The 12,885-nt window shown below is 32.5% G+C and carries 9 protein-coding genes; 3 read left to right on the forward strand and 6 right to left on the reverse strand.

Translation table 11 applies throughout. From position 1 onward, the window contains the following. Positions 1-138 precede the first annotated feature (138 nt). The 3 genes from CAB05_RS16680 to sigV form a co-directional block, all read right to left on the reverse strand. On the reverse strand, positions 139-2,037 hold the full coding sequence (locus tag CAB05_RS16680) for an acyltransferase family protein (RefSeq protein WP_088001907.1): 1,899 nt from the start codon (positions 2,035-2,037) through the stop codon (positions 139-141). A gap of 226 nt (positions 2,038-2,263) precedes the next feature. Continuing rightward, positions 2,264-3,142, reverse strand: coding sequence for an anti-sigma-V factor RsiV (gene rsiV, locus CAB05_RS16685; protein WP_088001908.1), 879 nt, complete (start codon positions 3,140-3,142; stop codon positions 2,264-2,266). A gap of 25 nt (positions 3,143-3,167) precedes the next feature. After that, positions 3,168-3,653, reverse strand: coding sequence for an RNA polymerase sigma factor SigV (gene sigV / locus CAB05_RS16690; RefSeq protein WP_088001909.1), 486 nt, complete (start codon positions 3,651-3,653; stop codon positions 3,168-3,170). Positions 3,654-4,061: 408 nt separating this feature from the next. On the opposite strand from sigV, the gene CAB05_RS16695 reads away from it, so the two are divergent. The 3 genes from CAB05_RS16695 to CAB05_RS16705 all read left to right on the forward strand — a co-directional run bounded on the left by CAB05_RS16695 (position 4,062) and on the right by CAB05_RS16705 (position 8,924). Next, positions 4,062-5,189 (forward strand): cation:proton antiporter, encoded by a 1,128-nt coding sequence (locus tag CAB05_RS16695; protein ID WP_088001910.1) that lies wholly within the window; start codon positions 4,062-4,064, stop codon positions 5,187-5,189. A gap of 178 nt (positions 5,190-5,367) precedes the next feature. Then, positions 5,368-5,895, forward strand: a complete 528-nt coding sequence (locus tag CAB05_RS16700; RefSeq protein ID WP_158093300.1) for a GNAT family N-acetyltransferase — start codon at positions 5,368-5,370, stop codon at positions 5,893-5,895. 296 nt (positions 5,896-6,191) lie between these two features. After that, positions 6,192-8,924, forward strand: a complete 2,733-nt coding sequence (locus CAB05_RS16705; RefSeq protein ID WP_088001912.1) for a bifunctional 2',3'-cyclic-nucleotide 2'-phosphodiesterase/3'-nucleotidase — start codon at positions 6,192-6,194, stop codon at positions 8,922-8,924. A gap of 51 nt (positions 8,925-8,975) precedes the next feature. Here CAB05_RS16705 and CAB05_RS16710 read toward each other — a convergent pair whose 3' ends face one another. From CAB05_RS16710 to CAB05_RS16720, 3 genes are all read right to left on the reverse strand, one after another. Beyond that, positions 8,976-9,596, reverse strand: a complete 621-nt coding sequence (locus CAB05_RS16710; RefSeq protein WP_088001913.1) for a DUF2238 domain-containing protein — start codon at positions 9,594-9,596, stop codon at positions 8,976-8,978. Between the two features lie 1,136 nt (positions 9,597-10,732). Continuing rightward, a complete protein-coding gene (locus tag CAB05_RS16715) occupies positions 10,733-11,935 on the reverse strand; it encodes a polysaccharide deacetylase family protein (protein WP_088001914.1) in 1,203 nt (400 codons plus the stop codon). A 26-nt stretch (positions 11,936-11,961) separates the two neighbouring features. Next, positions 11,962-12,696 (reverse strand): hypothetical protein, encoded by a 735-nt coding sequence (locus tag CAB05_RS16720; protein ID WP_088001915.1) that lies wholly within the window; start codon positions 12,694-12,696, stop codon positions 11,962-11,964. Between the last annotated feature and the right edge of the window lie 189 nt (positions 12,697-12,885).

Raw genomic sequence — 12,885 nt, forward strand, 5'->3', positions numbered from 1 at the left:
CTTTCGAGGCGCAAAGCCGGATGAGGAGCGGAGTTACCTTTGACGGTAATGAGCACCGCAAGCAGGCGAAGCAACGAAGAAAGCGAGCGTTTGTCAACAGTCTGTGGTGCCTTTCAACTACAAAGGCACCCTTTTTTGTTATTTAAATGATTCGATTGCATTTTTTATCAATGACGCATAAACCTTTGCGCCTTCAGGTTTTAAGTGTACACCGTCTGATTCGAAATAAGAATTATGATTTGCACTTGCTTTATACCAATCTACAACCTTTGTATTCTTTGAAAAGTTACTTGAGACTTCTTTAAAATTCTTATTAACAATTGACTCCCATTGTCTAGGTACTCGAGTATTTACAAATAGTATTTTTTTGTCACCTAAGGATTTAATTACTGAAATCATCTGTTTCTTTGTAAAAGCACCATTGGTTCCTAATTCAATGATGACTACTTCACCTAAGCTGTTCGTTTTCTGTAATTGTTGGATAATCTTAGGCGCATCAGCAAACTGTCGACCTATTTTTGCATCTGCTTTAAGCGTTGGATAAGACTTTTGCAGATAAGGTATTGCATTGATGACAACAGAATCTCCAATGATCGTAATCGATTGTTTCTTTTTCGTTGTTTTATTATTATTTGTTACCGGTTTATTTGTAGAATGACCGATTTGACTATGTTGATTTGGCTTTGATGTATGTTCATCACGATCAACGATAGGAGTTTTATGAGGTTTAGGTTTCATCTTCTCTTTTTCAACAATTTGTGAGGATTGCTTCGGTAAATTTTGAATCGCTTCGATTTCAGAACTTGCCTTTGCTCCATTTGCACCAGGAAGTGATGATATTCCAAAACTAGATATTGCAATTAAAAGAATAAAGGAGCTAATAACAATAAGATGTTTAAGGCAAATATCCTTCATTTTTAATTGGCCAGAACGTACTTTTCCCCAAATTAATTCCAATTTCCCTTTTCGAATTGGGTCTTCAATAAATCGGTAAGATAAAGCAGCAAGACCGAATATTAATATAACTTGAAATGAAACTCTTATAAAAGAGATTTCACCTGTATCAATTTTGGGTGTAAATAAGATAATGACAGGGAAATGCCATAAATAAATTCCGTAAGAACGTAAACCAACCCATTTTAAAGGTCTCATTGCTAGCGCTCGACCAATTATACTTGCTGGATGAGCAAGTGAGGCTATTAGCATAGCGGTAGAGATTGATAGTAAAAACATTCCACCCTGATAGAGGAAACTGTCGTATTGATTTGTCTTACATACCATACATATAAAAATAATTAATCCAAAAAATCCCATGATATCTAATGTTATTCGACCAGATGCTGAGATTTTATTTGTTAGCTTTCGACTTGGCCACATCATAGCCAAGGCTGCTCCAATTAAAAGAGAAAATGCTCTTGTGTCCGTTCCGTAATACACTCTGCTTGGATCACTTCCAGGTACAAATAGTAATGCCATTAACAGTGCGGAAATGATCGCTCCAGTGATTGTTACTAAGAATAGTAAACTCTTACGCTTCATAAAACGTAATCCTATTAAAATAATAATCGGCCATAGAATATAGAACTGTTCTTCGACAGCTAGGGACCAAAAATGATTGAGTAAAGATGGTGGACCAAATGATTCAAAGTATGATAAATCATGAAAAATATACCACCAATTACTGTAATAAAATACTGCCGCAATGGAATCTTGTTTTAAGCTTGAAATGAGGGATGGCTGAAATATGGAAACTGTTGCAATGACTACAAGGATTAATGTAAACATACCAGGTAACAGCCTCTTTGCTCGACGAATCCAGAAATTTTTCAAGTCTATTTTCTTAGTGATACTCCATTCTGCTATTAATAAATCAGTAATTAAATAGCCAGAAAGGACAAAAAAAACAGTTACACCAAGGAACCCTCCTGAGGTACCAGGTAAATTTAAATGATATGCAATGACAGAGAGTACAGCTAGCGCTCTAAGACCATCCAAACCGGGCATATAGCGAAATTGTTTTTTTGCTGAATTAGACATGATTGTAACCTCTGTGAATTAATACTTCGTAAATGATTGATCGATTAAGTTGCGTAGTTTTAATTTTTTTTCCTGTAATCATTGTGTTAACCATTACCAGTAACCCCTTCCCATTTTTAAATTAATATGTAAGCCATCTCTTTTTTTATAGGCTTAATTTATATTTGTAAATCGCCGAAAATAGAGCCAAATCTCAAATGAGAAAGGCTCCTAAAAGTTAAAACATCTATCTAATGTAATGGTTGCCAACTAATATATTTGCAAGAATGTTGGTCGGGATAATGAATTCAACGACGCCCATATACCCAGGAGCAACTTCATATTTATCAAATGAAATAACTAATTTGTAATCTTTATTAATATAAAAATTTTGATTTTCTTTAATGCTTACAAATGGATCAATTGAATAGTCAAGATTTGCTTCAGGTATCCAATAAATTTTACCTTCATCTTTATTCATTTGGTCAATCATTTGTTCCTTGATATTTTTGTTAATGATGTCTATATATGATTTGTCTTTAAACAGAATAGGTAATGATAATAAAATTTCTTTTTTCTTATCGATCGTATCGAATTTCATGGTAGTTGAGGATGAGGCAGCTGTATTTACAACATATCTTTCAATCGATAAAATGTCTTCATTGTCTGTTTTTACTTCATATCCACTATCAACCCCAAGATGTGCCTCTGTGGAGTTTTTCTCTAGTGATGAAATTTCTTTCTTAAATTTCTCATACAGCTTTTGATTTTCTTTTAAATATTTCTGATTTAGACTTTGCTCAAGATCTTTATTTTTTAAATTTGAAACTGATGGTACTTTTATATTTACTTTATAAGTAGGTTCGTTAACAGTATATTCAGTAAAAGTCAGTACTTTAACTACATTTCTTAATACTGGAAAATTTGATAAAGACTTCGCAAATGTTGGACTTGTATTTAAAGAAAGGACGAATACTGCTGCAGCAGTAAGCCCGGTAACTGATTTGATCGGGAAACGTCGTCTTGACTTAGAACGTTGGATTGCATTTTTAACAATCTCATCTAAATCATTAGGTAATGGTACGTTTTTATAGTCTGATCTTAATTTTTCTAATTGTTTATCCACCCAAATTAACCTCCTAAAAAGAAATTCAGTTCATTTTAATTCGGAGTAATTCTAAAGCTTTATATAATCGAGTTTTAATTGTATTTGGACTTTCTTTTAGTATTTCTGCAACTTCTTCTATTTTTAAATCTTCGAAATAACGAAGGATAATTACACTTTTATATTTTGGTGGTAGTGCTTCTAGTGATCTTTCTAAGTCGATATTTGTATAATGATCATTTATCCCTGAAGAATATGACTGGATTGTTTCTTCATCAACTACCACAAGTCTTTTTTGTTTTCGTAAAAAATCTAATGAAGTATTAATGACAATTCTATAAAACCAACTTTTTAAAGATTGTTCCTTTTTTAAATTATTTTTTGAGGAAATGGCTTTTTGTATAGAATCTTGTAATATATCAATTGCATCATTTGAGTTTTTGACATAACCATATGCTAATCGATAAAAGTCATCTTTATTATTCATGATAAAATCTACAAGTTCCTTTTCTAAGTTTGAATTCCCCTTCATGCTTAAAGAGCTCCTTTTTTTAGATACGTATCAGAAGGTATTACATAATAAAGACGTATACCTATTGAAAAAAGTTTGAAAAAAAATAAAAAAATTTAATTTTGTTCATTATTTTTTATGCTCAGGATTGAGCGGCCTAAACTAGTATAACGATGTGAAACTCATTCGTAAACAGGTTCAGAGTATTTATTTAAAAAGTTATAATAAAAAAGTTTTTTTCAGAAAAAAGCTAAGTGGTAAGTAGTTGAACGTAAAAAAATGGAATATTATTAGAAGTTTTTCCAAATCCTATTACGTAGTAGATGAATGCTCAGTAACATTTAAGTGTGTCAATTCTTTACGTAAATAGTTTTTCTGAAATAGCGAAATTTAGGGATTAAACCTAATTTTTTAAGGGTGGGTATTTATATGCTTATTTTTCAACTTGCCATTATTTTAATCGCTTCAAAAATAGCTGGGGATCTAAGTGTTCGATTAAAGCAGCCTTCAGTTTTAGGTAAGCTTTTAATAGGAATTGTTTTAGGTCCCACTGTATTAGGTATTATAGAAGATACAGAAGTGCTAAAAGAAATTAGTAATATCGGGGTTATTTTGCTAATGTTTATTGCTGGATTAGAAACTGATATAGAGGAATTTAAACGAACAGGAAAAGCATCTGCAGCTGTAGGAGTCGGGGGAATTCTAATTCCGTTTGCTTTAGGGTATTTTACAGGGATATATATGAATCTTAATCCTATTCAAGCAAGTTTTTTAGGTTTGCTACTATCAGCAACAAGCGTTAGTATTTCCGTACAAGTTTTAAAAGAGATGGATCGATTAAAGTCTCGTGAAGGAGCGACTATATTAGGGGCAGCAGTTATTGATGATATACTTGTCATCTTGGCGTTAGCGTTTTTAATGAGTTTAGCTGGTGGAGACGTAAATTTAACGAAGGTCATTTTAAAGAAAGTAATATTTTTTGTTTGCGCGATTGTTGTAGGATGGAAATTTGTACCGTTTTTTCTTAGGAAGTTTTCAAGCTTGCGAGTGACTGAAACAGTTATTTCTTCAGCACTAATCATTTGTTTTATTTATGCGTATTTAGCAGAATATACAGGAGTAGCAGCGATTATTGGATCTTACATTGCAGGAGTAGCGATAAGTGTTACTGAATTTAAGCATGAAATTTTTGAAAAGGTAGAAACGATTAGCTACTCTATTTTTGTGCCTGTATTTTTTACTTCCATTGGGGTTGCAGTACAGTTTACCGGAATTATGGATCATATAGGATTCATAATCGTGTTAAGTTTAATTGCCATTTTATCTAAATTAATAGGATCTTCGCTAGGAGCAAAAATAACAGGCTTTTCTTGGAGAAATTCTTTAGGAATTGGCTCAGCAATGGTTTCAAGAGGTGAAGTAGCATTAATTATCGCAGCAATTGGAATTGAAAATGACTTATTAAATCAAGATTTATTTGCTGTTATTGTGATTGTCATCCTTGTTACGACAATTGTTACGCCACCAATGATGAAATCATTATTTAATAAAAAGTAAATTTCATTACCATTTCATATTCAGGCTTACAACTATAGATGTTGGATACTAGGATTTCAATGTAGCATTACAATTTATTGTAATGCTTTTTAAATTGACCTTGTGATACAGAAAAAAGAAATTGATAATGGAAATAGTGATAAAATCATCAGCAAAAGCACTATTTGGAGGTTCAAGTATGAATGACATTCAATTTTCACCATTTCCTAATTTATCTACCAATCGATTAATTTTAAGACAAATGCATAATGATGATAAAAAAGCGATTTTTGCACTACGTTCTGATAAAAACGTATCAGAATTTATCGATCGACCAATAGCAAATTCAATTGATGATGCTCTAGAGTATATTGAGATGATCAATGATGGTATTGAACAAAATAAATGGATTCTATGGGCTATCACATTGAAAGACTCCGATGATTTAATTGGGACAATCTGTCTATGGAATTTTTCAACGGATCAATTAAAAGGAGAAATTGGGTATGAGCTTTCACCAATTTTTCAAGGAAAAGGTATTATGCAAGAAGCATTACAAACTGTAATAGAATTTGGTTTTGAAGATTTAAATTTACGAAGCATTGAAGGAATAGTAAATGAAAAGAATGAAAAGTCGATTCAACTTTTAGAGAAAAATCAATTTTTCAAATGTGAAGTGATTGATGAGGCGAAGTCCACTTCAATTATTTATACACTAACAAGGTAACCTCTAATATTTACATATTAATAGAATAAACTAGAAAACTTAAATAATTTTTATTTTATTTTGAATATTCTAATATAAATATATTTTGGGGTGTTTATGTATTGTCGAATTATTTATTAGGGCATATTCACCAGTAAATGTAAGTGTTTACAATACTTACTATTAAAACTTCATAGAATTTTAACTATTTTTTAAAAATATTAATTGTTTATTATAATCAATGCAAGTTATAATTTAAAGCGTTGGGAAAATAGTAATATATCACAAAATAGTTATCAGAGGGAGAAAGTGTAAATATGTCTAAACGTGTAACATTATCAAGTTCTTTCAGTAAGATCGTTGCGACAGCATTAACTTTTGCTACAATTGCGACACCGTTTACAAATGTAAAAGCTGAAGAAACATCAGCTCCTGCAGCAATTGATTTACAGATTTTAGAAACAACGGATTTACATGATAACATCATGGCTTACGATTACTACAAAGATACACCAGTATTAGATTATGGTTATACAAAAACAGCTACGTTAATTAACAAGGCTAGACAAGAAAGTGAAAATAGTCTTCTATTTGATGCTGGAGATACAATTCAAGGTAATCCAATGGCAGATTATGTAGCGAAAGTAAAAGGTTTGTCTGACACAGAAGTGCACCCGATGATCAAAGCTATGAATATACAAAAATATGATGTAGCTACATTTGGTAATCATGAGTTTAACTATGGTTTAGATTATGCTAAAAAAGTAACTGGTAAAGCAGAATTCCCATATATAAATGCAAATATTTATAATGCTAAAACTGGTGAAAATGAATTTACACCTTATGTAATCTTAGATAAAACATTTAAAGATGCAAATGGAAATGCACAAAAAGTAAAAGTTGGTGTAATTGGATTTGCTCCTCCACAAATTATGGATTGGGACAAAGACAATTTAACTGGAAAAGTAACAGCAAAAGATATGGTAAAAACTGCACAAGAATTTATTCCAAAAGTAAAAGCTGCTGGTGCTGATATCGTTGTAGCACTTGTTCACTCAGGTTGTGACGTAGCAACTGCTGGTCTAGAAAATGCAGAAAATGCTGTATACGACCTAAGTAAGGTTGAAGGAATTAATGCAATTCTTTTTGGTCATAAACACACGAACTTCCCAGGTGCTGCGGAGTTTAATGGTAAAGAAGGAATCGATAACACAATTGGAACAATTAACGGAGTACCTGCTGTAGAAGCTGGTTTCTGGGGTAACAATTTAGGTGTTATGAAACTAACTTTAACGCCAGATGAAAATGGTAAATACACAAAAGTTGAAGCAAAGGGTTCACAATTACGTCCAGTATATGATGCAACAAATAAGAAAAGCTTAGCTGACGAAGATCCTGCAATTGTAAACGCTGTTAAAGAATACCACGAAGGAACTTTAGCTTACGTTCGTGGGAAAATCGGTATGACTAGCGCACCAATGTACAGCTACTTTGCACGTGTACAAGATGATCCTACGATTCAAATTGTAAACAATGCACAAACTTGGTTTGCAAAAGACTTTATTGCTAAAAACTTACCTGAATATAAAGATGTACCAGTATTATCTGCAGCGGCACCGTTTAAATCAGGCCGTGGCGGAGCAAATGACTATACAAGTATCCAAACTGGTGAACTTTCAATTAAATCTGCGAATGATTTATACTTATTCCCGAATACATTGAAAGCAGTAGAATTAACTGGAGCACAAGTAAAAGATTGGTTAGAAATGAGTGCAGGTCAATTTAAACAAATTGATCCAGCTTCTAGCACTGCACAAGAACTAGTGGATAACACATTCCCTGGTTATAACTATGATGTAATTGATGGTGTTACGTATCAAGTAGATGTAACAAAACCTGCGAAATACAAAGCAAACGGTGATGTATTAAATGCTAATGCAAGCCGAATTGTAAATTTAGAATTTAATGGTCAACCAATTAAAGAAGATCAAAAATTTATTATCGTTACGAATAACTACCGTGCAAGTGGTGGAGGAAACTTCCCAGGCTTAAAAGGTGGAAAAGCAAAAGTAGTAATCGATACAATTGAAGAAAACCGTACTGTATTAATGAACTATATCGAAAAACAAGGTGTAGTAAACCCATCTGCAGACAAAAACTGGATGATCGCACCAATCGCTGGTAATCCGGAAGTAACTTTTAAATCTGCTACAGATGCGAAAAATGTTTTATCTGATTCTGCTCACATCACTTATAAAGGTGAAGCATCTGAATTAGGCGTAACTTGGGGATTATATGCTTACAATACAAACTTAACAGTAGACCAAGTAAGTGATTTATCAAAAACTATTTCTGGTAAAACAATTGCTAATGCAACTGTAACTGTAAAAGCAGGAGACAAGACTGTAGGTACTGGTACTGCCGATGCAAAAGGTGCATTCTCAATTAAAATTGCTCCTCAAAAGGCTGGTACGACATTAGTCATTACAGCAACTGCTGGTGCAACAACAACTTCAGTTAATGCAGTAGTTGTTAAAAAAGCAACTGATACAACAGCACCTGCTAAACCAGTTGTGAACCCAGTCTACAATAAATCAACAGTTGTAACTGGAACAACAGAGAAATATGCTTATATTACGATTAAAGTTGGAAATAAAGAAATTGCTACAGGTAGAGCTAATTCGAAAGGTGCTTTTGCGGTTAAAATTAGTGCACAACGTACAGGTACTGTTCTAAGCGTAACTGCTAAAGACGGATTAGGTAACACAAGTGCAGCAACTAATGTTGTTGTAAAGGATGGAACGCCACCGGCAGCTCCTATTATTACTCAAACAATCACTCATGGTACAACAGTGATCACAGGCAAAGGGGAAAAAGGTTCAACAGTAACAGTTAAAGTTGGATCAAAAGTAATTGCTACTGGTAAAGTAACAACACAAGGAACATTCAAAGTGAAAATTCCGAAACAAAAACGTGGAGTTACTTTATTAATTTCTTTAACTGATGCGGCGAAAAATCAAAGTGTTGTAGTAAAGAAAGTAGTTAAATAATAATCAAGAGCCGAATCCAGTGTCTATTAGACAGAAGGATTCGGCTCTTTTTTAATCTCGAAAAGGTGTTAAATATTTATTATGCCATTTTGATAAAATTAATAAAGCAATAATGGAGCCAATTAAGGTCAAACTCATATCCCACTGTGCATCCCAAATATCTCCCTGCATTCCAACAAATTGCTTCGCTTCCTTATTACCAGACCGAATAGCCGAATAAATCCACTCAATTATTTCATATAAAGCTGAAATTGATAATGAGATAGAAAGAGTTAACCAAACGATCCAATTTCTTTTTAATAACGTTTTTCGTATTAAAATTTCTCTAATCACAATGGCGATAAACCCTTTAAAAAAATGTCCAAAACGATCATAATGATTCCGACTTAAATCAAATGCATCTTTAATCCAATTAAATAAAGGAACGTCATCGTAAGTATAATGACCACCGATAAACGTCAAAATTGATAAAATTGCAATAATCACATATGAAAGATTAGTAAACTTGAACTTATGATAAACCACTAATACTACAATACATCCCACCACAGCAGGCAGTACTTCTAATACCCAAATAAAATATCCCGATGGTCTAATAACAGACCATATGAAAACAGCACTAACGATCAATAATAAAAACAAATGGACTCTCTTGTGATGGCTCTCCAACAAATCTCACTCCACGAATAACTTTAATATATACAGTATGAGAAAAATCTGCTCATTCAATACAAAACTGGATATATATAGTTAAAAGTAGTTAAAATAGGTTGTTTCAATTCTTATGACATAAAAAAGTACTAATGAGGGGAGTTGATTCGAAAAGTATTTAAATCCTGCTCTAATGAGTATAGGAGGATCACTGCAGCTCCATGAAAAAGGAGTTTCCTGGAGAGGAAATAAAGATTCTTTATTTTACAGAGCTAAATGTAGGTACTGTTAAGTTTTAATGTCGATAGTTAAATAAAAGAATGGTACTAGAGTCTATTTAGTTATAGTCTACTTTATTTAACTGACAGCAACCATTTAAAAGAAATTAGATTGAAACAAAAGGTATCCGACTCCACTGGGAGTAGCAGGAAAAGTGAGACCCCACAGACCCGAATGCGTCGAGGAGGCTCACCGCCCGCCCCATGGAAAGAGAATACCTTGGAGCAGAAATAAAGATTTTATCTATTACAGAGCTAAAAGTTTTAGGTACTGTTAAGTTTTAATGTCGATAGTAAAATAAAAGAAAGGTACTAGAGTCTAATTAGTTATAGTCTACTTTATTTAGCAGAAAGCAACCATTTAAAGAAATTAGATTGAAACGGAAGGTGCTCGACTCCTGTGGGAGTAGCGGGACAGGTGAGACCCCACAGACGCGAATGCGTCGAGGATGCTCACCGCAGTTCCGCGAAAATCGAGTATCCTGAAGCGGAAATAAATATTTATACAGAGTTAAATGTAGGTACTGTTAAGTTTTAATGTCGATAGTTAAATAAAAGAAAGGTACTAGAGTCTATTTAATTATGGTCTACTTTATTTAACAGAAAGCAATCATTTAAAAGAAATTAGATTGAAACGGAAGGTGCTCGACTCCTGTGGGAGTAGCGGGACAGATGAGACCCCACAGACGCGAATGCGTCGAAGAGGCTCATCGCCCGCCCCACGGAAAGCGAGCATCCTGAAGTGGAAATCGAGGAACTCCATCTTTCCTAAGAGAAATAGATGAGATAGAGGTTGCAAGTGTATCCTTCTATTCAAATCAAACAAAAAAAGGAAACTAATTAACATTCAAATTAGTTTCCTTTAAAAGGTTACTCATATTATTTTAAACTAACAATCTTCAAATCCTTTGACTGTAAATGCTCAATAATCTTCGGCAAAGCCTCTACAGAAGCCTCTGATTCATGCAAAAGAATGATACAACCGGAATCCGAATTACTCTTTACATATTTAAGAATTGAATTAGCATCACGGTTTTTCCAATCCTCAGTATCCTTATTCCATAGAACCATTTTATAATCATATTTTTGCATTATATCAGTAGTATACTTGTTTTTTGCTCCATACGGAGGTCTAAATAATGTAACATTTTGATGTGTAATATTCTTAATTAACTTACTTGATTGAAGTATATCATTTTCTTGTTTTTTATAAGTTAGAGTTGTAAAATCCTGATGGTTCATCGAATGACTACCAATTGAAAATCCATTTGAATGTGCATACTTAACTTGATCCGGATACTGTTTAACGTTTTGTCCAATATAGAAAAACGTTCCACCAGCCTGATTCTTTTTTAATAGATTAATAATCTTAGAAGAATATTTAGAGGGTCCATCATCAAAAGTAAGAGCCACACTTCCTTTTGGAATACTATATGTTACTACATTATTTAATGTAATACTTGGAATAGTAGGTTTCGCAATAACAGGTTTTTTCGGTTTATTAATTTTTTGTATTTCTTCTTCTTTTATTTTTAGTTCATCGGCTTTAACAACACTTTCAGCCTTAACAGGTGTCTGTTCACAAAATAATGTTTTATTAATACAAGAATGACTAATATACCCTATGAGGATAGTAGAAATGAGACTAAGCATAGCAACTGCAATCCAACCGACCATTGCATAGTGGTTACGTGGGCTAGTCTCTTCCACTTTTTTTGTTTGATTTGAAGACATGTAAGGTAACTCCAATATAGATTCTAAATCAACAATGTTTTTGATCTCATGTAGTTTATTATGATATTCCTCGGAACAGATAAAATTGATTTTTTCACTCTTATCCATATAAGTACGAGTCATATAGCTACTGAACAGTCTTGTATTCTGATCAAATGAACTATGAAGAGAGAGTCTATATTTATAATTTTCTCCAATAATGGAGTCTAATAGATTAGCAGTATCATTGTCAATTTCCCAAAGTAGTTCAACTTCTTCATTAAATACTAATCTAATATGTAAAAATGATTTATCAATTGTTCGTTTGATTGATAAAAGCTCAATTAGTTTTCCTTGGTAAATTGACATGATTGCCTCCTAACTCTTGTAATCTTTTATTCTGGAACAGTTACTGACGTAGCAGGTTTTGTTGAGAAAGAAAAAGACATGCGCTCAGTAAAATCGTTAATGGTCTTCATTAACTCGTTCTTTTCATCAAGTATTTTATGATACTGTTCAACATATTTTTGATTTTCTATTTCTAAATCTCTAATTTTTTCTTCGAGGTCTTTAATTTTAATCATGTTTTGATATTGTGTTTTAGTCGAGATATCATTTAATTTATTGTACTTTTGAACTTCTTTTTCTAATTGATTTGTCATTTTTTCAAATTCATTATTGGAATTATTTTGATATTCCTTATAATCTTCAATCAATTGATCATAGCTCATTTGTTTCTTTGTAAGCTTACCTTCAACTACACTAATTTCTTTGTTTTTTTCTTGGATAATTTGATCTTTCTTCATTTGATCATGTTTTAATCGGCTAATCATTTCATTAGCAGTATATAACTGATCCTCTAAATCTTTATTTTTAAAAATTGTAAGTTGACGGTCATTTAGCATATTTTCTAATGAAATAATTAAGTCTAGTGAGACTTTATCTTGATTATCCTTTGAAAAAGGTTGCTTTTGAGTATTTGACTCTATTGCTACAGCTTCTTCTATTAAATGATCATCTGCACCTTCGGACGAGATATGCTGTACATTAATAGATGCTTCGTACTGATTTTGTTTAGAAAGAACTCCTTTTAACCAATCAATTGACTTGTTTTTTGAATCTTTGGTCATGTTTTTCGCTCCTATGACTTAAAATGAAGATTGAGTATAAACAGTAAAAAATATATTGTAAATAATGCCTTTATTAGAAAGTTTTTACTAATATTACAAAAATGTCGAAAATTCTATTATTAATTAATTTAATTGTAAAGTTATGTAACAAATTGTCAATGAAATGAAAAGAAAATAGTTCAATTGTAC

The sequence above is a fragment of the Gottfriedia solisilvae genome (assembly GCF_002128405.1).
In the GTDB taxonomy this organism is placed as follows: domain Bacteria; phylum Bacillota; class Bacilli; order Bacillales; family Bacillaceae_G; genus Gottfriedia; species Gottfriedia solisilvae.